At 37.8% G+C, this 22,354-nt stretch carries 22 protein-coding genes; 18 read left to right on the top strand and 4 right to left on the bottom strand.

Annotated elements, in window-relative coordinates; translation table 11 throughout:
* Positions 1 to 62: 62 nt before the first annotated feature.
* Positions 63 to 2,468: a transglycosylase domain-containing protein gene (locus tag IGJ20_RS07770; RefSeq protein WP_202522550.1), complete on the bottom strand. Its 2,406-nt coding sequence runs from the start codon at positions 2,466 to 2,468 to the stop codon at positions 63 to 65.
* Between the two features lie 184 nt (positions 2,469 to 2,652).
* Between IGJ20_RS07770 and tyrS the strand changes: the two genes are divergently transcribed.
* Positions 2,653 to 3,915 carry a tyrosine--tRNA ligase gene (gene tyrS / locus IGJ20_RS07765; protein WP_137007128.1) on the top strand — a complete coding sequence of 421 codons (1,263 nt, stop codon included), beginning with the start codon at positions 2,653 to 2,655 and terminating at the stop codon, positions 3,913 to 3,915.
* A gap of 255 nt (positions 3,916 to 4,170) precedes the next feature.
* On the opposite strand, the gene IGJ20_RS07760 is transcribed toward tyrS, so the two are convergent.
* Positions 4,171 to 4,461, bottom strand: coding sequence for a hypothetical protein (locus tag IGJ20_RS07760; protein WP_002393362.1), 291 nt, complete (start codon positions 4,459 to 4,461; stop codon positions 4,171 to 4,173).
* Positions 4,462 to 4,897: 436 nt separating this feature from the next.
* On the opposite strand from IGJ20_RS07760, the gene IGJ20_RS07755 reads away from it, so the two are divergent.
* The 8 genes from IGJ20_RS07755 to ybaK all read left to right on the top strand — a co-directional run bounded on the left by IGJ20_RS07755 (position 4,898) and on the right by ybaK (position 12,505).
* A complete protein-coding gene (locus IGJ20_RS07755) occupies positions 4,898 to 5,560 on the top strand; it encodes a YdeI/OmpD-associated family protein (RefSeq protein ID WP_202522549.1) in 663 nt (220 codons plus the stop codon).
* Positions 5,560 to 6,027: a DUF1801 domain-containing protein gene (locus IGJ20_RS07750; RefSeq protein ID WP_231414692.1), complete on the top strand. Its 468-nt coding sequence runs from the start codon at positions 5,560 to 5,562 to the stop codon at positions 6,025 to 6,027. Before IGJ20_RS07755 ends, IGJ20_RS07750 begins: the two co-directional genes overlap by 1 nt.
* 10 nt (positions 6,028 to 6,037) lie before the next feature.
* Positions 6,038 to 6,931, top strand: a complete 894-nt coding sequence (locus tag IGJ20_RS07745) for a deoxyribonuclease IV (RefSeq protein ID WP_104866541.1) — start codon at positions 6,038 to 6,040, stop codon at positions 6,929 to 6,931.
* A gap of 193 nt (positions 6,932 to 7,124) precedes the next feature.
* On the top strand, positions 7,125 to 7,343 hold the full coding sequence (locus IGJ20_RS07740; RefSeq protein ID WP_002357397.1) for a YneF family protein: 219 nt from the start codon (positions 7,125 to 7,127) through the stop codon (positions 7,341 to 7,343).
* 197 nt (positions 7,344 to 7,540) lie between these two features.
* Positions 7,541 to 9,292 carry an ABC transporter ATP-binding protein gene (locus IGJ20_RS07735; protein WP_142957132.1) on the top strand — a complete coding sequence of 584 codons (1,752 nt, stop codon included), beginning with the start codon at positions 7,541 to 7,543 and terminating at the stop codon, positions 9,290 to 9,292.
* Entirely contained in the window at positions 9,292 to 11,076 is a 1,785-nt protein-coding gene (locus IGJ20_RS07730; protein WP_002374713.1) for an ABC transporter ATP-binding protein, read from the top strand. Before IGJ20_RS07735 ends, IGJ20_RS07730 begins: the two co-directional genes overlap by 1 nt.
* Before the next feature lie 155 nt (positions 11,077 to 11,231).
* Positions 11,232 to 11,993: a type I 3-dehydroquinate dehydratase gene (gene aroD / locus IGJ20_RS07725; RefSeq protein ID WP_002365737.1), complete on the top strand. Its 762-nt coding sequence runs from the start codon at positions 11,232 to 11,234 to the stop codon at positions 11,991 to 11,993.
* The gene (gene ybaK / locus IGJ20_RS07720) at positions 11,990 to 12,505 is read left to right on the top strand and encodes a Cys-tRNA(Pro) deacylase (RefSeq protein ID WP_025186625.1); all 516 of its coding nucleotides are present in this window, start codon (positions 11,990 to 11,992) and stop codon (positions 12,503 to 12,505) included. Before aroD ends, ybaK begins: the two co-directional genes overlap by 4 nt.
* 127 nt (positions 12,506 to 12,632) lie before the next feature.
* Here the strand turns inward: ybaK and IGJ20_RS07715 are convergent, their stop codons facing one another.
* Positions 12,633 to 13,040, bottom strand: coding sequence for a ribonuclease HI family protein (locus tag IGJ20_RS07715; protein ID WP_202522547.1), 408 nt, complete (start codon positions 13,038 to 13,040; stop codon positions 12,633 to 12,635).
* Between the two features lie 100 nt (positions 13,041 to 13,140).
* Here IGJ20_RS07715 and IGJ20_RS07710 point away from each other — a divergent pair, with 100 nt between their 5' ends.
* A complete protein-coding gene (locus tag IGJ20_RS07710; RefSeq protein WP_002357403.1) occupies positions 13,141 to 13,602 on the top strand; it encodes an EbsA family protein in 462 nt (153 codons plus the stop codon).
* A 104-nt stretch (positions 13,603 to 13,706) separates the two neighbouring features.
* On the opposite strand, the gene IGJ20_RS07705 is transcribed toward IGJ20_RS07710, so the two are convergent.
* Entirely contained in the window at positions 13,707 to 13,913 is a 207-nt protein-coding gene (locus tag IGJ20_RS07705) for a cold-shock protein (RefSeq protein ID WP_002357404.1), read from the bottom strand.
* 178 nt (positions 13,914 to 14,091) lie between these two features.
* On the opposite strand from IGJ20_RS07705, the gene IGJ20_RS07700 reads away from it, so the two are divergent.
* The 8 genes from IGJ20_RS07700 (at position 14,092) to IGJ20_RS07665 (ending at position 22,352) form a co-directional block, all read left to right on the top strand.
* Entirely contained in the window at positions 14,092 to 15,762 is a 1,671-nt protein-coding gene (locus tag IGJ20_RS07700; RefSeq protein ID WP_202522546.1) for a formate--tetrahydrofolate ligase, read from the top strand.
* Between the two features lie 104 nt (positions 15,763 to 15,866).
* Complete coding sequence (locus IGJ20_RS07695; RefSeq protein ID WP_002360173.1) at positions 15,867 to 16,571, top strand: CBS domain-containing protein; 705 nt, start codon at positions 15,867 to 15,869, stop codon at positions 16,569 to 16,571.
* Between the two features lie 5 nt (positions 16,572 to 16,576).
* Complete coding sequence (gene lspA / locus IGJ20_RS07690) at positions 16,577 to 17,053, top strand: signal peptidase II (protein ID WP_002360174.1); 477 nt, start codon at positions 16,577 to 16,579, stop codon at positions 17,051 to 17,053.
* A complete protein-coding gene (locus IGJ20_RS07685) occupies positions 17,040 to 17,945 on the top strand; it encodes an RluA family pseudouridine synthase (RefSeq protein ID WP_002357408.1) in 906 nt (301 codons plus the stop codon). Before lspA ends, IGJ20_RS07685 begins: the two co-directional genes overlap by 14 nt.
* 341 nt (positions 17,946 to 18,286) lie before the next feature.
* Positions 18,287 to 18,823, top strand: a complete 537-nt coding sequence (gene pyrR / locus IGJ20_RS07680; RefSeq protein WP_002357409.1) for a bifunctional pyr operon transcriptional regulator/uracil phosphoribosyltransferase PyrR — start codon at positions 18,287 to 18,289, stop codon at positions 18,821 to 18,823.
* Positions 18,824 to 18,839: 16 nt separating this feature from the next.
* On the top strand, positions 18,840 to 20,120 hold the full coding sequence (locus tag IGJ20_RS07675) for a solute carrier family 23 protein (protein ID WP_002357410.1): 1,281 nt from the start codon (positions 18,840 to 18,842) through the stop codon (positions 20,118 to 20,120).
* 13 nt (positions 20,121 to 20,133) lie between these two features.
* Complete coding sequence (locus IGJ20_RS07670; RefSeq protein ID WP_002357411.1) at positions 20,134 to 21,060, top strand: aspartate carbamoyltransferase catalytic subunit; 927 nt, start codon at positions 20,134 to 20,136, stop codon at positions 21,058 to 21,060.
* Positions 21,061 to 21,068: 8 nt separating this feature from the next.
* The gene (locus IGJ20_RS07665; protein WP_002364044.1) at positions 21,069 to 22,352 is read left to right on the top strand and encodes a dihydroorotase; all 1,284 of its coding nucleotides are present in this window, start codon (positions 21,069 to 21,071) and stop codon (positions 22,350 to 22,352) included.
* Positions 22,353 to 22,354: the final 2 nt, after the last annotated feature.

Here is a 22,354-nt window from a genome sequence, read left to right as displayed (position 1 = left end):
AGCCGTTTTTTGATACCTAAAAATGAGCCAGAAAAATACGTTTTCTGGCTCATTTTAGCAAGTTAATTATTGTTCTTTTTATTATCGTTGTTTTTATTGTTGTTATTATTTGTAGTGGCACGTGGAGCAAGATTTCCCCAGTAAGAAGCGTAATTGCTGTCTGTTCCACCGATCCCAAATTTATAGGTACTTTGTGGTGCACCATCTTTGGCATAGTATGAAGTCGTTGTTTTGCCAGGTGTGTTGAACTTGGCACCATTATAGGTAATTGAGCCAGGTTTTTCACCAGTAAATTCAGAAACTTTTGATTTAATAACGCTTGGATCTAATTCAAATTTTTGACCAATGCCAAACAATTCTGGATTCGCATAGTACAGCGCATTAGCTAAGTTCGCCATATAATTCCCGTTATTGTCGCCGCTGGTCGTCGTCATTGGTGCTGGTAGATCATGTCCCGCCCAAGAACTCAGTGTCACAGTTGGAGTAGAGACAATCAGCCATGAATCTTTAAACTCATCAGTTGTCCCAGTTTTTCCAACCCAATCAGCACTAGCTAAATGAGGATTCAAGCCAGCTAACGTTGGTTTGAATTTTGTCGTATTCGCAGAATCCACCACTGAGCGCAACAAGTCATTCATAATAGAAGCGGTCGCCGGTGAATAAACTTGCGTTCCTTCATCTTTGTGTTCATAGACCACATGTCCACTATTGTCTGTAATTTTTTCAATCATGTAGGCTTTTTGATATTTACCTTTGTTAGCAAGCGCTTGGAAGCCGTTTGTTTGTGTTACAACATTTGTTTCTACTGAACCCAATGGCGCAGATTCGTAAGCCCAAGCATCTGAAGCTGGATAGTTCATTTTACTTAAGTAGTGATTGTAAGAGAAATTATCATCACCCATTTTTTTCCTTAGCTCATTATTAACATGAATGACAGGGATATTGAAAGACCAATTCAAGGCATTCCGAACAGTCACGAATTGATTTAAATCCACATTTGTGGAATTAACAAATTCTGTACCATCAGCATAAGTCGTTGGGTAGTTGGCCAGACGACTTTCAGAACCAATGATTCCTTGATCAATCGCAGGGCCATAGACAGAAATTGGTTTAATCGTAGAACCAACTTGACGATCGGCATTAAAGGCATGGTTGTTTTGATTAATATCGAAGTTTCTGCCGCCGATAAAACCGAGGATACGACCAGTAGCGTTATCCATTAAAATATTGCCAGTTTCAATCATTGTATTCCCATTGACATCTGCAGTGCCATCATCAAGCAAATAACCATAATTTGCGACAGCGGTTTGCATCGTGTTGTAAATATTCTGGTCAATGGTCGATTGGATTGTATAGCCTTGCGACTGGATTTCGCGACGTGCCTGTTCTTCATATTGATCTAAACCAACTTGATCTAAATCATCACGATTAACTTTAGCTTTTTTCATATCTAAATCCATGACAATCTCAACTGCTTTATCTAACACCGTATAGTATAGATAGCCTTCTGTATTGACATTGGCCTGTTCAGTTGGTAAAAAGTCTTTTTTCAAGTCGTAAGCTTTGGCTTCTTCAAATTCCTTTTGCGAAATAGCTTTTTCTCGGTACATACTGAAAAGAACAAAATCTTTTCTCTTCATTCCTAAAGACAAATCGTCTTTCAAGGCACCAGTGTTAGTATAGGGCGTGTAAACAATGGGACTTTGGGGAAGTCCTGCGATAAAGGCCGCTTGAGGGAGATTCAAGTCCTTGGCACTTTTACCAAAGAGTCCTTTGGCTGCTTCTTCCACGCCTGCAATATTTTCACCTTTGTTATTACGACCAAAAGGGGAGACATTTAGATAAGTTGTCACGATTTCGTCCTTAGAAAAGTATTTTTCAATACGTAAAGCTAATAAAATTTCGTTGGCTTTCCGTTTAAAAGTCGTTTCGTCAGTTAAAATCTGTTGCTTGACCAATTGCTGAGTCAATGTTGAACCACCAGAAGAACCGCCGATACCTGTCGCATCAGAAATCAACGCTCGAACTAGCGCTTTTGGTACCACCCCATGATGTTCTTCAAAATATTCATCTTCTGTTGAAATAATGGCTTTTTTTAGCAATGGAGACATTTGATCGCCATTAATTCGTGTCCGAATTAAATCTGATTTGATGTTAGCAATCGGAGTACCATCTGCGTAAGTCATTTTTGACACTTCGGTAATATCACTGATTTCTTTTTGCAATTCTTCCTTTGTTGGGGGCTGTGTATCTTCAACTAGAAAAGCAAAATAGCCCATTCCAATACCTAAGCCAAGAGAGCCACCTAAGACAATCAGAATAACCCCAAAAACCACTAATGACTGAAAAACGCGAATAATGACATTTAAAATAAGTAAAAAGACATTGCCGCCAGAAGAGGTCGTTGGTTTTTGCTTATTGTTACTTGAATTATTTTTCAAAAGCTTCACCTCAATAAAATGATACATTCTGTGTTATTATAGCAAAAAAAAGCTTATATGAATAGTTTCTACACCAATTGCCATTTTTTGTTGAAAAAACTTAAGAGAAAATAGGGAAATCTCATTTTTTGACTTTTCAAGTGTGACAGAATCGGTTACTATGAATAGGGGAATTTGATCTATTATTATGTTTTACTATAGGAGGAAAATCATGAATTCAGCTTTTTTTGAAGAATTAAAAGCCCGTGGGTTGGTCTACCAAGTCACAGATGAAGAAGCCTTACAAAAACAATTAAATGAAGAATCTGTTAAATTATATATCGGTTTTGATCCAACGGCAGACAGTTTACACATCGGGCATCTACTGCCAATTCTTATGTTACGTCGTTTCCAACAAAATGGTCATGTGCCCATTGCTTTAGTTGGTGGCGGAACAGGCATGATTGGTGATCCATCATTCAAAGATGCAGAACGTAGTTTAAACACACTTGATACAGTGAAAGCTTGGTCTGAAAGTATTAAGGACCAGTTGTCACGTTTTATCGATTTTGAAGATGAAAAAAATCCAGCGATTCTAGCAAATAACTATGATTGGCTTGGAGAACTTTCGTTAATTGATTTCTTACGTGATGTTGGAAAAAACTTTACAATTAACTATATGATGAGTAAAGAAAGCGTGAAACGCCGAATCGAAACAGGAATTTCTTATACTGAATTTGCGTATCAATTATTACAAGCGTATGATTTCTTGAAATTGTACGAAACAGAAGGCTGTTTATTGCAATTAGGCGGCAGTGATCAATGGGGGAACATTACTTCAGGGATTGAATTATTACGCCGAGAACAAGAAGTTCAAGGATTCGGCTTAACCATGCCTTTAATTACAAAAGCAGATGGTACCAAATTTGGTAAAACAGAAGGAAACGCAGTTTGGTTAGATGCGGAAAAAACTTCGCCATATGAATTTTATCAATTCTGGATTAACACAGATGATCGTGATGTCGTGAAATTCTTGAAATACTTTACTTTCTTAACATTGGATGAAATTGCAACAATTGAAGAAGAATTTACAGCGAACCCAGGTCAACGTGCTGCGCAAAAAGCGTTAGCCAAAGAAGTTACTACTTTAGTCCACGGTGAAGCAGCCTATCATCAAGCGGTTAAAATTTCAGAAGCTTTATTCAGCGGGGATATCCAAAGCTTAACAGCAGAAGAAATTAAACAAGGCTTTAAAGATGTACCAACGTATGAGGTGCAACCAGAGGATCAATTAAGTTTAGTCGACTTATTAGTTACCTCAAAAATAGAACCATCCAAACGTCAAGCCCGTGAAGATGTTCAAAATGGAGCGATTTACGTCAATGGAGAACGTAGACAAGATTTAGCAGCTGAATTGACAGAAACTGATAAAATCGAAGGACAATTTACTGTGATTCGTCGCGGTAAGAAAAAATATTTCTTGTTAAAATACTAAAACACTGTGAACTTCAATCTTATGCGGTTTATAAATTAAAAATAATAGTTAACAGTTAATAATAGCTTAATATTTTGCTTTAGGAAGACTTGTTTACCTTAATGTAAGCAAGTCTTTTTATAAAGTTTTGCTTATAGTACTAGAATCAATAGTCACCAACATTATCTTGAACGGTTTATTATATAAAAATACCGACCAAGTTTCTCTGGTCGGTATTCTGTCTAATTTTTAAGTCTCACTACAGATAGCCAATCCTTACTTGTATAATATTACTGTATGGAAACCTTCCATAGATCCTGACAGACCTTGATTTTGTAGTGAATCAATTTTTATATCAACAATTTCATAACCATCTAACTGCATAGAAGATATTATTTCATCAATTTGCGTAGTGTATTTGTCCTCACAGCCAAAATTTTGATTAATCCATTTACTAAAACTATTTACCATAACTAGATGAGTTAAACCATCTTTAGGTTTTAAAAATTTTTTTATTTCTTTTTGATAAATAGATTCTGCAGCACTTTTTTGTCCTTTTGTAAACATTCCCACTCTATTTCACCACCTTTCCAGTAAAATTATTATTGCTAATATATTTATTGCTTCAAGCTTTTTGTAAATGTCCAAAGTGTTAATCACTAATAAAGTTAGACTATTATTCCTCTCTATGGTGATTCATTAAGGAAAAGTATTGGTTAAAGCATATAGACGTTAAAGATAGTATATCAATGTTCACAAAAGTCTACAATAAAAATTCAAATTTGTTATAGACTATATTAGAAAAGTAATGGGTGGGTACTGTTGTATCAACAATAAGGAGGACTGTAAGAAAAGTCCTTTGTTATGATAGTATTGAAATAAAAAGCTGAAAATCAAAAGGACAAATGTTACAAAAAACTCTTTTTTACTATTGGGCATATTCAATTACAGATAACTTGTGCTATGCTAGAATAAAAAGTGCAGTCGCTATAAGGAGTAGGTTATGAAATCAATTGTCGAAAAGTTAAACTTAACGAAGTATCAGCAACCAGTTATTTTAAATAGACCACAGGCAGAGTATCTATCTGAATTTGCTTCAGCCGCGCAGCAATTACCCTCAGAACCAGTTGAGCTGATTTTTGCATTTGTGAAAACGATGGCGGAATTTCAAGAGATTGTTTCAATGGTGATTGAAGGTCAACATTTAGTAGAAAATGGGTTGTTATATGTGGCTTATCCGAAAAAAGGCAATAAAATGTATCCAACCTTTGTCCACCGAGATGAAATTTTTCCAACATTACAAGTAAACGAGGCAGATGGGTATATTAAAGGCTCAACCTTAAAATTTAATCACATGGTTAGTTTAGATGAGACTTTTACGGTTGTCGGCATGAAGAATGTTCTTAAAAAGCAAGCGAAGAATCAGACCAGTTCTGCTGTTGGGGATTATGTTCAATATTTACCGGAAATTGAAGCGTTGGTACAAACAGAACCAGCTGCTGCAGCGACATTCGCTGCATTAACGCCTGGTTATCAAAAAGAGTGGGCGCGGTATGTATTTAGTGCAAAGCGAGCGGAGACACGGAAAAAGCGGCAAACTGAAATGTTAGTCATTTTAAAAGAAGGCTATAAAACCAAAGCGCTTTATCAGCAAAGGAAGAAATAATGGCGCAGTCAATTGAAACAGTTACAGCATACATCGAAACAGTTGAACCAAAATGGCGAATTGCTTATCAGCAAGTATTAGATGTCGTTTCGCAAAATTTGCCAGCAGGATTTGAATTAACAATGCAATATGGCATGCCAACCTTTGTTGTGCCGCTTTCAGTATTTCCAGAAGGCTATCTTAACCGTGTGGATGAACCGTTACCATTTATCAGCTTAGGCGCTACTAAAAGGCAAGTAGCTTTATATCACATGGGATTAATGGGAAATGAAGCCATCCGAAGTTGGTTTCAAGAAGCCTATCAGGAACAAGTGTCAACAAAGATAAACATGGGGAAAAGTTGTCTTCGCTTCACTAATCCTAAGCGAATACCCTATGAACTAATTGGCGAATTAGTAACAAAAATCACGCTAGAAGAATGGCTGCAACAGTATCAACACTACCAAAAGAAAAAGAAGAATTATTAGGAGGAACCACATGTTATTAGGATCACACGTTAGTATGAGTGGCAAGAAAATGCTATTAGGATCTGCCGAGGAAGCGGCTAGTTATGGCTCAACAACCTTTATGATTTATACAGGTGCGCCACAAAACACGCGCCGGAAACCGATTGAAGAAATGAATATTGAAGCTGGGCAAGCTTTTATGAAGGAACACAATTTAAGTAATATCGTCGTTCATGCCCCGTATATTATTAATTTAGGTAATACAATTAAAACGGAAAATTTCGGTTTTGCCGTAGACTTTTTGCGTCAAGAAATTGAGCGAGCACAAGCGTTGGGAGCAACGCAAATCACGTTACACCCAGGTGCGCATGTTGGTGCAGGTCCAGAAGCCGGCATCAAACAAATTGTTAAAGGTCTAAATGAAGTCTTGTGGAAAGAGCAAATCCCTCAAATCGCTTTAGAAACAATGGCTGGTAAAGGAACCGAAATCGGCCGTACGTTTGATGAACTAGCTGCGATTATTGACGGAGTTACGCTAAATGATAAACTTTCTGTCACTCTGGATACTTGCCACATTAATGATGCAGGTTATAATGTAAAAGATGATTTTGATGGCGTATTAGTTGAATTTGATAAAATTATCGGATTGGATCGTTTAAAAGTTATTCATGTGAATGATTCTAAAAATCCTATGGGCTCACATAAAGATCGTCATGCCAATATTGGCTTTGGCACTATTGGTTTTGAAGCTTTAAATGGTGTGGTTCACCATGGAAAATTAGCTGCTTTACCAAAAATTTTAGAAACACCTTATGTCGGAGAAGACAAAAAAAATAAAAAGGCCCCTTACGGCTTTGAAATTGCGATGTTAAAAAATCAAACATTTGATCCAGAATTATTAGAAAAAATTCAAGGACAAAACTAAAGCAACAATCGCTCTTAAAGGTCCTATTGACATTTAAGAGCGTATATTTTTGACTTTTAATCACTATTTTGCAAAAAAATCAGACTTTTTTCATTATTTAAGAGAAATCCCGCAAAAAGAACTTTTCTTTTTTTGCTATTTCTAGTAAAATAATTCATTGAGAGCAAAACTATACGGAGAGGAGAGAGTTTCAATGGCAACAGGTTGGGTAGTATTAATCGCAGTAATCGCTTTATTAGTAGGCGCTGCAGGGGGCTTTTTCCTTGCACGCAAATATATGCAAGATTATTTCAAAAAAAATCCTCCCGTTAATGAGGATATGTTACGCATGATGATGGCATCAATGGGTCAAAAACCGTCAGAGAAAAAGGTTAGACAAATGATGCAACAAATGAAAAACCAAGGAAAATAGTAAAGGTTATTCAGGTAATCATGAATAAGTGTAAAAACGGGCTGATTTTCAGTCCGTTTTTTTGTTGTTTTGCGGGAGAATAGGATAATCTAGGAGGAAAAGAGCGAGACGTTTAATCAAAAACAACAATAACGAAGAAACCTTCTAGCTCGAAAGTAGTCTTCGTAGAACAACAAAGTAAAAGGAGGGACAACTGAATGTCCATATTCAAAAAATTAGGCTGGTTTTTTAAGCAAGAGAAAAAAAGTTATATTATTGGGGTTTTCTCATTAATGATGGTCGCTCTTGTTCAATTAGTCCCGCCCAAAGTTATTGGCGTCGTTGTAGATGAAATCGTTAACAAAGAAATTCGCTTAACGAAAATTATCGTGTGGGTTGCACTCTTGATTGGTGCTGGGCTTGCCCAATATCTTTTTCGCTATATTTGGCGGATGCATATTTGGGGGAGTGCCGCTCGTTTGGAAAAAGAGCTACGGACTCAATTATTTCATCATTTCACAAAAATGGATAGCATCTTTTATCAGAAATATCGGACAGGTGACTTGATGGCGCATGCAACCAATGATTTAAATGCCATCCAAAATGTGGCTGGAGCTGGGATTTTAACGTTTGCCGACTCTGTGATTACGGGAGGAACAACGATTATCGCAATGGTTCTATTTGTTGATTGGCGCTTAACATTAATTGCTTTATTACCGCTGCCTTTATTAGCCGTCACTTCACGAGTTCTAGGTTCTAAGTTGCATGATGCCTTTCGAGATTCACAAGCTGCTTTTTCAGCGATTAATGATAAAACACAAGAAAGTATCACTGGAATTAAAGTCATTAAAACATTTGGGCAAGAAAAAGAAGATCTTGCTGATTTTACAGAGAAAATTGATGATGCTATCGTCAAAAATAAACGAACGAACTTTTTAGATGCACTATTTGATCCGTTTATTACGCTGATTATTGGTGTTTCTTATGTTTTGACAATTATTATTGGTGGTCGTTTCATCATGGAAGGAACGATTAGTTTAGGTCAGTTGGTCTCTTTCATTGCCTATATTGGGATGCTAGTTTGGCCAATGTTTGCGATTGGGCGCTTATTTAATGTGTTAGAACGTGGGAATGCTAGTTACGATCGTGTGAACGAATTATTACATGAAAAAACGCATATTATCGAACGAAAAGATGCCATCAAAACAATGGCGCAAGGGACAATTTCAATGAAGATTGATTCTTTTTCTTATCCAAAAGAAGAGACGGTGGCGTTGGAAAATATCCAATTTTCGTTGCAAGAAGGAGAAACCTTGGGGATTGTTGGTAAAACAGGCGCTGGTAAAACCACTATTTTGAAGTTGTTGATGCGTGAATATGACCAATACCAAGGAACGATTTCCTTTGGAAAACATAACATTAAAAATTACACATTAGATGCATTGATGGGTGCAATGGGTTACGTGCCACAGGACCATTTTCTCTTTTCCATGACGGTACGAGATAACATTCGTTTTGCTAAACCAGACTTGGGACAAGCGGCAGTTGAACAAGCGGCAGCATTAGCATTTATTAACCAAGAAATTAAAGCATTCCCTGAAGGCTATGACACAATGGTTGGGGAACGTGGCGTTTCGCTTTCTGGAGGACAAAAACAACGGATTTCTATTGCACGAGCCTTGATTGTTGAACCAGAATTGTTAATTTTAGACGATGCCTTATCTGCAGTCGATGCGAAGACTGAAGAGGCGATTTTATCAAATCTAAAAGAAACGCGCCAAGAAAAAACCACTATCATTACAGCACATCGTTTAAGTAGTGTCATGCATGCAAAAGAAATCTTAGTGTTGGATGAAGGGAAAATTATTGAACGGGGGACGCATCAAGAGTTACTGGCTCAGAAGGGTTGGTATCAGCGGATGTGGGAAAAACAGCAATTAGAAGCGAAAATTGAAGGGAGTGAGAGTTAATGGAAGAAAAGTATCAATCCGAATGGTCCAGAGAGTTACCGCTGAAAGAACAATTAACGATTGTTCAGCGTTTGTTTCGTTTTGCCAAACCGTTTCGACGCATGTTTTACACAGCTATTCTCTTTGCATTTGGCTTATCAATTATCAATATTCTTTTGCCTAGAGTCATTCAAGTTTTTATGGATAATTATTTAACGCCTAAAACTGCTACAATGCAAGTGATTCTAACTTTTGCTGCTATTTATTTTTTTGGTGTCATTGTCAAAAGTATTGTTTGGTTTTTCCAATGGTATTTGTATTCGATGGCTTCTTTAAAAACGTATCAATATATACGAGTGAAATTATTTGAAAAATTACACACTTTAGGTATGCGTTATTTTGATCAAACACCAGCGGGTTCGACGGTGTCTCGTGTTACAAATGACACAGAAACATTGTTTGAATTCTGGTATGTATTCTTAATGGTGATTACAGGAATTTTTGCCGTAATTTCGTCATTTTTTGCAATGTTTCAACTCAGTCCAGAAATCTCATTTTATTGTCTAATTTTCTTGCCAATTTTATTAGTTGTAATTTGGTATTACCAAAAATTTAGTTCAAAATTATATCGCAGTATGCGGGAAAAATTAAGTCAATTAAACACCAAACTAAATGAATACATCTCTGGTATGCAAATCATTCAACAATTTCGCCAAGAAAAGCGTTTGGAAAAAGAATTTGAAGAAACCAATGATGACTATTTAAAAACACGAGTAGCAATGATTCGTATGAATTCGTTATTATTAAGTCCCATCATTAATTTGTTGTATACGTTGGCGATTGCATTGGCCTTAACTATGTTTGGCATCGATGCTTTACATTCACCTGTTGAAGCGGGGATGATTTATGCTTTTGTAACGTATGTCCAAGCTTTTTTTAATCCGATGACACAAATGATGGACTTCCTAAGTATCTTTACAGATGGGATTGTCGCAGGTAGCCGTATTTTAAAAATTATGGATACGGAAGAATTAACGCCGCAACAATCAGTAGGTGCGAATGGGGAAATTATTCGCGGGAAAATTGAATTTCGCAATGTTACTTTTTCTTATGACGGCAAAAACGAAGTATTGAAAAATATTAGCTTTGTTGCAAATCCCGGGGAAACCGTCGCTTTAGTCGGTCATACTGGAAGTGGTAAAAGTTCAATTATTAATGTACTCATGCGTTTCTATGAATTTTATGAAGGCCAGATTTTAATTGATGATCGTGACATTCGTGATTTTCCCATGACAGAATTACGGGAAAAGATGGGCTTAGTATTGCAGGATGCTTTCATGTTTTATGGAGATATTGCTGGAAATATCCGTTTACTGAATCCAAACATCACAGATGAACAAATTAAACAGGCTGCGGAATTTGTTCAGGCGGATAAATTTATTCACACGTTACCCAATACCTATCATGCGAAAGTCATTGAACGAGGAGCGAGTTATTCTAGCGGACAACGTCAATTAATTTCGTTTGCACGAACAATTGTAACTGATCCCAAAATTTTAGTTTTAGATGAAGCAACCGCTAATATTGATACAGAAACAGAAGGATTGATTCAAGAAGGATTAGCCAAAATGCGTCAAGGGAGAACGACAATTGCGATTGCGCATCGCCTTTCGACGATTCGTGACGCAAACTTGATTTTAGTTTTAGACAAAGGGCAGATTGTAGAACGAGGAACGCACGAAACGTTACTGGCAGAAGGTGGCCTTTATGCGGATATGTATCAGTTACAAAGTACGGAAGTTTAACGTAACAACAGAAAGAGTTAAATAACCCAAACAAAGACATTTAGTGTTAGGAAATTCCTAATTCTAGGTGTCTTTGTAGCTCTTTAAATTGCAAAAAAGAATAGAAATGGTATGATATGAAGAGAGAAAAACAAACGAGGAAGTTAGGTGGAACTGTGAAGCCAGTTATAGTCAAAAATGTGCGAATAGGTGAAGGGAATCCCAAAATTGTGGTGCCCATTGTTGCTCCAACAGCCGAGGATATTTTGGCCGAAGCAACGGCGAGCCAAACACTAGATTGTGATTTGGTGGAATGGCGTTTAGACTATTATGAAAATGTCGCTGATTTTTCCGATGTATGTAATCTTTCACAACAAGTAATGGAACGGTTGGGGCAAAAACCGTTATTGTTAACTTTTCGTACACAAAAAGAAGGCGGCGAAATGGCTTTTTCTGAGGAAAATTATTTTGCTTTGTATCATGAATTAGTGAAAAAAGGTGCGTTGGATTTATTAGATATTGAATTATTTGCGAATCCGCTGGCGGCAGATACGTTAATTTACGAAGCTAAAAAGATGGGGATTAAAATTGTTCTCTGTAATCACGACTTTCAGAAAACACCGTCGCAAGAGGAGATTGTCGCGCGGTTACGCCAAATGCAAATGCGTCAGGCGGATATTTGTAAAATAGCTGTGATGCCACAAGATGCGACAGATGTACTTACGTTACTTTCAGCAACCAATGAAATGTACACCCATTATGCATCCGTCCCAATCGTTACTATGTCAATGGGACAGTTAGGGATGATTAGTCGCGTAACAGGTCAACTGTTCGGGTCGGCACTAACTTTTGGCTCAGCCCAGCAAGCGTCTGCACCAGGCCAACTATCCGTACAAGTATTAAGAAATTATTTAAAGACATTCGAACAAAACAAGTGATTCAGAAGGTGAAAAAAGTGGCAAAGAAAAAAACACAACAAAAAACGAATGCGATGCGCATGGTAGAACAACATAAAGTACCATATAAAGAATATGAATTCGCTTGGAGTGAAGATCATTTAAGTGCAGAAAGTGTCGCTGAAAGTTTAGGTATTGACAAAGGACGAATTTTTAAAACCTTGGTTACAGTAGGTAATAAAACAGGTCCAGTCGTGGCTGTCATTCCTGGTAATCAAGAATTAGATTTGAAAAAATTAGCGAAAGCTAGTGGCAACAAAAAGGTAGAAATGCTTCACTTAAAAGATTTAGAAGCAACCACAGGCTATATTCGTGGGGGCTGTTCCCCAATTGGGATGAAAAAACAATTTCCCACCTATTTGGCTGAAGAAGCTCAACAATATTCTGCAATTATTGTTTCTGCAGGCAAACGTGGCATGCAAATTGAATTAGCGCCTGAAGCAATCCTTTCGCTAACCAATGGACAATTTGCGGGAATAACGACAGAAGAATAAGTGGTTATAAGAAGAGGTTGAGACAGAACCGTTTATCTGTTTTTAAGCGTGGAGCAAAAAACACTAGGGATTTTTGCTCCACGCTTAACTATCAAATTAATAAAGGAAAAGCATTGACTAATCTGTGCTACTTTTTATTGGGATAAAATTTTTGTAATGCTTGCCGTGCGAGCATATCGGCCGCTTTGTTTTGACTTTCAGGTAGCCATTTGATTAAGAGCAAAGGGAAATTCTTTTCTAGTTGTTGATATTCTGCTAAATAAGGCTGGTACTTTTCATTTTTAGCATAGTTTTTTTCAATTGTTTGGACAACAATTTTACTATCTGAGTGGAGAAGAACGGTTTGGTGATTGTCTTCATTGGCAATCGCTTGTTTTAAAGCTTCAATCAGCACTTTAAATTCGGCTTCGTGATTACTAACAATGCCTAGAGGCACATGCAATTGTTGCCGCGATTGGTCGGTGAGGTAAACGATACCGCCGCCAGATTCACCTGGATTGCCTTTTGTTGCAGCATCTACATAAATTCTTAACATAAAATTACTCCTAATTTCTTTTTGTTCTTAAAAAAAGTATGTTACTATTATAACATATTTAAATTTAGCGGCGTTGATCCAGAAATAGTGAGGGCACTTTATGAAAAAACAGAAATTCTATTGGCAGCCAGAATTAGCATCAACAATTATTTACTGGTCTTGCACATTTTGTATATTATTTATTAGTTTAATTTTAGCATTGGAAAATAATGGTCCTTACTTGATTAGTAATCTGGTGATGGTTCCATTTTTTGTGTTTGCGTATCTAGGAATTGCGCGGTCTTTTAACATGACAGAAACATCTTTAATTGTCAGAGATGTTTTGTGGTTTCGCAAAAAAGCACTTCCGCTTTCTCAGATAGAAAAAGTAACCTACAATGAAAAAAGCATCGAAATTTTTTCCTCAGAATTTAAGGAAGGCTCAAAAGTCTTTTTAATGAAAAAGAAAACGATTCCGTTATTTCTTGAGGCACTTAAGGTAAAAAAGCCTGAATTGAAGGTAGCAGAAGATCATTCTTTGGGCCTTCATAAAAAAGAAGAAAAAAACAAGAGTGAGTCATAAGTCGAAACGACTGGTGACCCACTCTCAAAATCTTAAAATAATCAGCTGAAACAAACGCTACGTTTACTTACTTTTTGGAGCAAAGCGTTGTTGGTTCAGCTTTTTTAGTTATCTATTTTTTTGACATGTGCTGCTTGTAGCCCACGATTGCCTTCCATTATCTCGAACTCTACAGATTGATTCTCATCAAGTGATTTGAATCCGTCACCTTCTATAGCAGTGAAGTGGACAAAAATCTCATCTTCTTCGTTGTAAACGATAAAACCATAACCTTTTCTGTTATCGAACCATTTGACAATTCCTTTTTGCATCCAATTCACGCTCCTTTTAGATTTGTAAAGACACTTTCATTATACGAGAAAAGGCTACCAAACGTCAATGGTTGGGTTGTTTAAAAAAGGTTATTCTAGCCATTCTATTCAATACAAGCTATAATTTAAAAGAAACAATGTGTCACAAAGACGATAAAGAATTGAAAAGGGGTCCGTTATGAAGACAGATATTAACATTGCACAAGCAGCAACATTAAAACCTATTCAAGAGATTGCCGAAACAATCGGTCTTTCAGAAGATTCGCTCGAACTTTATGGAAAATACAAAGCGAAAATAGATTTTCCAACGCTTCAATCCTTAGAAGCGCAACCAGAAGGTAAATTAATCCTTGTTACATCGATTAATCCAACACCAGCAGGAGAAGGAAAATCAACCGTGACCATTGGTTTAGGAGATGCATTAAATCGAATCAATAAAAAAACAGTTATTGCCCTAAGAGAACCATCATTAGGTCCTGTGATGGGGATTAAAGGTGGCGCAACAGGTGGCGGTTACGCACAAGTATTACCAATGGAAGAAATCAATTTGCATTTTACTGGTGATATGCATGCGATTACGACAGCCAATAATGCCTTAGCTGCGTTACTAGATAATCATTTACAGCAAGGAAATGAATTAAAGATTGATTCTCGGCGGGTGATTTGGAAACGGGCAGTGGATCTAAATGATCGTGCGCTCAGACAGGTCGTTGTTGGTTTAGGCGGTCCTTTCCAAGGTGTACCAAGAGAAGACGGTTTCGATATTACTGTGGCGAGCGAAATTATGGCGATTCTTTGTTTAGCGCAAAATTTAACGGACTTAAAAGAACGCTTAAGTCGGATTATTGTCGCCTATAATGACCAAAGAGAGCCGGTGACGGTTAAAGATTTAAACGTGGCAGGTGCGCTGACTTTATTATTAAAAGACGCCTTAAAACCTAATTTAGTTCAAACGATTGAAGGAACTCCAGCTTTTGTTCACGGTGGTCCTTTTGCCAATATCGCTCATGGATGTAACAGTATTTTAGCGACAAAAACGGCTTTGCATCTAGGGGATTATGTCGTAACAGAAGCAGGTTTTGGTGGCGACTTGGGTGGCGAAAAATTTTTAGATATTAAAGTACCTTCTTTAGGAAAAGCACCCGATGCCGTTGTGATTGTGGCAACGATTCGCGCGTTGAAAATGCATGGCGGTTTGGCGAAAGATCAGTTAGCAGAAGAAAATTTACCAGCGTTACAAAAAGGCTTTGCCAACTTAGAAAAACATATTCAAAACATGCAACGTTATGATGTACCAGTAGTTGTTGCAATTAATGAGTTTACACAGGATACAGAGAAGGAAATTCAACTGTTGAAAGAAGCCTGCCAAGCGTTAGGCGTGCCCGTCGAGTTAACAAGTGTTTGGGCGCAAGGTGGCGCAGGTGGCACGAATCTAGCGAAAACAGTAGTAGCAGAGATTGAAGCCAATACAAAACAGTTTCAACCTTTATATAATCCTCGCCAAACAATTGAAGAAAAAATTCAAGCCATTGTACAAACGATTTACGGCGGGGAACAGGCGATTTTTTCTCCGAAAGCGCAAAAGCAAATTGCAGACTTTACAAAAAATGGTTGGGATCAATTACCAATCTGCATGGCGAAGACACAGTATTCACTTTCTGACGATCCTCAAAAACTAGGACGGCCAGAAGGGTTTACGATTACGATTCGTGAACTAGTTCCAAAAATCGGTGCAGGGTTTATCGTGGCGTTAACGGGTGACATTTTAACGATGCCTGGCTTGCCGAAAGTTCCTGCTGCGTTAAATATGGATGTGGACGAAACGGGTCAAGCGAGCGGTCTCTTTTAAAGCCGCTCTTTCCTGAGACCTATTTTTAGTATATACTTGAAAGTAGCTCAATAAAAAATAATGACGGAAATTTATTGCGTAGTTTATTATAAGGGGCAACGATTATGGGGGAACGAGCAGATACATTTTTAGCACACTTTAATCGCATTGAAAAGTGGATGAGAGAGAGACTGAACAATCCTGTCAACATGGGATTCAGTGAAATGACAAGACGTCTTTCCCGAAAAGAAAAAGGACAGATTGCTCAATTTGAAGAGGATTTGCTTCAAATGGCTCAGTTAAGAAATGCCATTGTTCATGAGCGAATTGCTGATGATTTTGTAATTGCAGAGCCAAACGAATGGGCGGTTCAACGAATTGAAACGATTGAACAAGCTTTAACAAAACCAGAAAAAGTAGTGCCTAAATTTGCGAAACGTGTTACAGCTTTTGAAATCACCACTTCTTTAGAAACGTTATTAACGATTATTGCAAAAAAACAATATTCTCAATTTCCGATTTATGAAAAAGGTGTATTTAAAGGATTAATCACGGTTCGAGGGATTGGTGTATGGTTTGCCATTGAGAGCACCAAAGGCGAAGTTCACATTGCCAACCGAACGGTGCGAGAATTGTTGGCATCAAATTATAAACGCAGCAACTATCAATTTGTTTCAATTGAAGCAACCGTTTTTGAAGTTGAACAAATGTTTCGGGAGCAGCCACGCTTAGAAGCTGTGCTTATTAGTAAAAGTGGCCATCCTAATGGTGAGTTAGTAGGCATTGTTCGACCAAGAGATTTAGCAAGTATTCATAGAGAAAAGGAATGACGCGATTGTTAGTAGTATATTTTTTAATCAGTGCCTTATTAGTAGGGCTTGACCAATGGAGCAAATATTTGACGGTCCAAAACATTTCTTTGGGTGAAACAAAAGAATTCATTCCTGGATTTTTGTCGCTGACCCATTTAAGAAATACCGGAGCTGCTTGGAGCTTATTAGAAGGAAAGATGATATTCTTTTATGTCATCACAGTAATTGTTAGTGTCGTGATTATTTATTTATTAATTAAGAATTATAAAAAAAGTATCTGGTATTCTGTAGGTTTATCTTTTGTCTTAGCAGGTGCCATTGGGAATTTTATTGATCGTGTACGGTTAGGCTACGTGGTGGACATGCTCCAAACGGATTTTATGAATTTTCCTATTTTTAATGTTGCAGATAGTACGTTAGTGGTCGGCGTTATTTGTATATTTATTTATTTGATTTTAGATGAAAAAGCAGCAAAGGAAGGCAAAAATGGAACAAATTAACGTAACGATTCAAACAGAAAAAGGCCGGATTGACAAAGTATTAAGTGAACATTTACCCAATCATTCCCGCTCGCAAATTCAACAATGGTTAAAAGAAAAACACGTAACAGTTAACGGTGAAACGGTCCGCGCAAATTACAAAGTTACAGCAGGCGATGAAATTGTGGTAACGATTCCTGAACCAGAAGTGCTAGATATGGTAGCAGAGGATATTCCTTTGACCATTGTTTATGAAGACAATGATGTGATTGTCGTCAACAAACCTCAAGGCATGGTTGTTCATCCTTCGGCAGGGCATCCCAAGGGTACATTAGTGAACGCGTTACTTCATCATGCGGATCACTTATCGGCGATTAATGATGTGGTGCGACCGGGAATTGTTCATCGAATTGATAAAGATACTTCGGGGCTATTGATGGTGGCTAAAAATGATCAAGCCCATGAATCATTAGCGAAACAGCTAAAAGAAAAAACATCGTTACGTAAATACGTTGCCTTGGTCCACGGTGTTATTCCTCACGATAAGGGAGAGATAAATGCGCCTATTGGTCGTTCCAAGGTTGACCGCAAAATGCAAGCGGTCATTGAAGGCGGTAAAGAAGCAGTCACGCATTTTACTGTTTTAGAGCGTTTTGATGCATTTACCTTAGTTGAATTACAACTAGAAACGGGCCGGACACATCAAATCCGTGTTCACATGAAATATATCGGTTATCCATTAGCTGGAGATCCGTTATATGGACCGAAAAAAACATTGCCTGGCAATGGACAATTTTTACATGCGAAGTTATTAGGCTTTACACATCCTACTACAGGTGAACAATTAGTCTTTGAAGCACCTTTACCAGAAGTTTTTGAAAAAACTTTACACCAATTAAGAAATAATCATTGATTTTTTTCTGAAGAAGAGGTAAACTCTTTTTTAAGAAGAAAAATAACTAAATAACTGTAACCTTTAAGTTTAGTCCCGTGAGGCTAAGAAGGAATCATGCAAAAGAACACTAGGTGCGCTTAGTTAGTAAGTTGTGTGGGCTACATAGTACCCTTGTACCTTTTTAAACTGTAACCAACATCCTCCTATCCTCATACGGGTAGGAGGATTTTTTGTTGGAAAAAATAACAGGACAATTTCAATAAAAACCCACTTATTTTTCAGCTGCTCAATTGAAGGAAGAATCGCTGACCCCAAGACAGCGAGGACGTAGATAAAAAAGAAATGAGGAGGAATTTATTATGCCAAAGAAAGAAGTTGTTGACGCAGTCACAATGAAACGAGCGCTTACTCGAATCTCGTATGAAATTATTGAAAGAAACAAAGGAATTCAAGACATTGTTTTAGTAGGAATTAAAACGCGTGGGATATACATTGCACAACGTCTAGCCGAACGCTTAAAACAATTAGAAGATATTGACGTGCCAGTTGGTGAATTAGATATTACTTTGTATCGTGATGATGTGAAAGATATGGAGGAACCTGAATTACATTCTTCTGACGTACCAGTCTCAATTGAAGGTAAAGAAGTTATTTTAGTGGATGATGTCTTGTACACGGGCCGGACCATTCGTGCTGCAATGGACGCAGTTATGGATTTAGGTCGTCCAAGAAAAATCTCTTTAGCAGTCTTAGTAGATCGTGGGCATCGGGAACTACCGATTCGTGCCGATTATGTAGGAAAAAATATTCCAACATCAAAAACTGAGGAAATTATTGTGGAAATGGAAGAGCGTGACGGCGCAGATCGTATTATGATCAGTAAAGGAAACGAATAAAAAGGAGTGAACAACGTTGTCAGAAAAAGAATTTCGAAATGAGGATGCAGTCTTAGATATTAAAGACAGACCGCAAGCTTTTCACTGGGTTGGCCTAAGTTTACAACATTTATTTACGATGTTTGGTGCAACGGTTTTAGTACCAATCTTAGTAGGAATTGACCCAGGGATTGCGTTAGTCAGTTCAGGATTAGGAACAATGGTCTATCTGATTACTACAAAAGGAAAAATCCCCGCTTATCTTGGCAGTAGCTTTGCTTTTATTGCAGCGATGCAGATGTTAATGAAGAGTGATGGTTATCCAGCCATTGCCCAAGGTGCTATGACAACCGGCTTGGTATACCTAATCGTTTCATTAATCATTAAAAAAATTGGTTCCGACTGGTTGGATAAAATTTTACCGCCTATCGTTGTAGGACCTGTCGTGATGGTTATCGGTTTAGGCTTGGCAGCTAATGCCGCAAATAACGCAATGTATAACAACAACGTTTATGATTTTAAATATATTGCCGTAGCCTTGATTACTTTAGGCTTAACCATTTTTTACAACATGTTTTTCAAAGGCTTCTTAGGATTAATTCCAATTCTTTTGGGAATTGTCAGTGGGTACCTAGTCGCTTTAGCTTTCGGAATTATTGATTTAACCCCTATTAAAGAAGCTGCGTGGTTTGCTTTACCTAATTTTGAAGTACCTTTTGTTCAATATGAACCGAAATTGTATTTAAATGCCATTACAACAATGGCACCAATTGCTTTTGTAACAATGACAGAACATATTGGTCATTTAATGGTCTTGAATAAATTAACCAAGCGCAACTTTTTCCAAGACCCAGGCTTATCTAAAACTTTAATGGGAGATGGCTTAGCGCAAATTGTAGCAGGTTTTGTTGGTGGACCGCCAGTTACAAGTTATGGTGAAAATATCGGCGTGCTGGCAATTACAAGAGTACACAGTGTCTTCGTAATTGGTGGAGCCGCGGTGTTCGCTGTAGCTTTAGGCTTTGTTGGAAAATTAAGTGCCTTGATTCTAAGTATCCCAGGACCAGTTATTTCAGGAATTAGTTTCGTCTTGTTCGGTGTGATTGCCGCAAGTGGTTTGAAAATCTTAATCGATAATAAGATTAATTTTGATAAGAAAAAGAATTTATTGATTGCTTCAGTAATTTTAGTTATCGGCATTGGTGGCTTAGTCTTCAAAGTAGGAACCTTTGAATTGTCTTCAATGGCATTAGCAACCGTCTTAGGAATTGTTTTGAATTTAATTTTACCGGAAAACGCACGTAGCGAAGAACAGTAGGAGGACTGGACGAATGATTATTACATCTGAACGAATTAGTTTAAAACATCTTTTAACTGCTGAGGCTTTAACCGACCGTGAAGTCATGGGGTTAATCCGTCGCGCAGGAGAATTTAAACAGGGGGCAAAATGGCACCCAGAAGAACGTCAATATTTTGCAACAAACTTGTTTTTTGAAAATAGTACTCGAACACATAAAAGTTTTGAGGTAGCTGAGAAAAAATTAGGCTTAGAAGTGATTGAGTTTGAAGCAAGTAGAAGTTCTGTTCAAAAAGGAGAAACATTATACGACACAGTACTAACGATGTCGGCAATTGGTGTAGATGTAGCAGTCATTCGTCATGGTAAAGAAAATTATTACGATGAATTGATTCAAAGTAAAACGATTCAATGTTCTATTATTAACGGTGGGGACGGGAGTGGACAACACCCTACACAATGTTTATTGGATCTGATGACTATTTATGAAGAATTTGGTGGATTTGAAGGCTTGAAAGTGGCGATTGTGGGAGATATTACACATTCTCGCGTTGCTAAATCAAATATGCAGTTATTAAACCGTTTAGGCGCTGAAATTTATTTTTCAGGTCCAGAAGAGTGGTACGATCATCAGTTTGATGTCTATGGACAATATGTGCCATTAGATGAAATTGTTGAAAAAGTCGATGTGATGATGTTGCTTCGCGTGCAGCACGAACGTCATGATGGTAAGGAAAGTTTTTCAAAAGAAGGCTATCATTTGGAATATGGTTTAACCAACGAACGGGCAACTCGTTTACAGAAACACGCAATTATTATGCATCCAGCGCCAGTCAATCGGGATGTTGAACTGGCAGATGAATTAGTGGAAAGTCTGCAATCAAGAATCGTCGCGCAAATGAGTAACGGAGTCTTTATGCGCATGGCAATTTTAGAAGCAATTTTACATGGAAAGGCCTAGGTGGAGAAATGAAGACGTTAATTAAGAATGGAAAAATCATCAAAAAAGAGAATCAATTGATTGAGGCAGCACTTTGGCTAGAAAATGGTGTGATTCACGCAATAGGTGAATCGTTTGACGAAGCAGATTTTGAGCAAGTGTTTGATGCGAAAGGGCAACTAATTACACCAGGCTTGGTCGATGTGCATGTTCACTTTAGAGAACCAGGCTTTACGTATAAAGAAACGATTAAAACGGGCAGTAAAGCTGCTGCTCGCGGTGGTTTTACTACGGTTTGCGCAATGCCCAATTTGAATCCAGTACCAGATACGGCTGAAAAATTAAGTGAGGTTTACGACTTAATTCAAAAAGATGCAGTCGTGAAAGTTTTACAATATGCCCCCATTACAGAAGAGCTACGGAGTGAAGTTTTAACCAATCAGAAGGCCTTAAAAGAAGCGGGCGCCTTTGCATTTACGAATGATGGTGTTGGTGTCCAAACGGCAGGAACGATGTACTTAGCCATGAAAGAAGCGGCTGCATTAAATATGGCGCTTGTTGCGCACACGGAAGATGAATCTTTATTATTTGGTGGTGTGATGCATGAAGGAGAAGTTTCTAAGAAATTAGGCCTACCAGGGATTTTAAGTGCAACGGAAGCTTCACAAATTGCTCGGGATATTACTTTAGCAAAAGAAACAGGCGTTCATTATCATGTTTGTCATGTTTCAACAGAAGAAAGCGTGCGCGTTATTCGAGATGCTAAAAAAGCAGGGATTCACGTAACAGCCGAAGTTTCGCCACACCATTTAATTTTAGTCGATGAGGATATTCCTGGTGACGAAGGGTTTTGGAAAATGAACCCGCCATTACGTGGTTTAGCAGATCGACAAGCATTGATTGACGGCTTGTTAGATGGCACGATTGACTGTATTGCTACCGACCATGCGCCCCATGGTTTAGAAGAAAAACAACAATCATTTTTAAACGCACCTTTTGGCATTGTCGGTAGTGAAACGGCCTTCCAATTGATTTATACGAACTTTGTCGAAACAGGCATTTTCACATTAGAACAAGTGATTGATTGGATGGCAGTGAAACCGGCAGAAATTTTTGGATTAAACGCAGGAACACTAACAATTGGTGCACCAGCAGATATTGCAGTTTTTGACTTAGCAACAGCTGCACCAATTGATGCAGAAGCATTTGAATCAATGGCTGTCAATACACCATTTACAGGGTGGACAGTCAAAGGAAAGACACTTATGACATTTGTTGACGGAGCATTAGCTTGGTCGGAGGAGGCGCAGTAGGT

Origin of the sequence: Enterococcus sp. DIV0294, from assembly GCF_050558155.1 — a bacterium.
Classification (GTDB): domain Bacteria; phylum Bacillota; class Bacilli; order Lactobacillales; family Enterococcaceae; genus Enterococcus; species Enterococcus faecalis.
The sequence above is the reverse complement of the archived record's forward strand: the minus strand, read 5'-3'. Positions and strand labels throughout refer to the sequence as shown.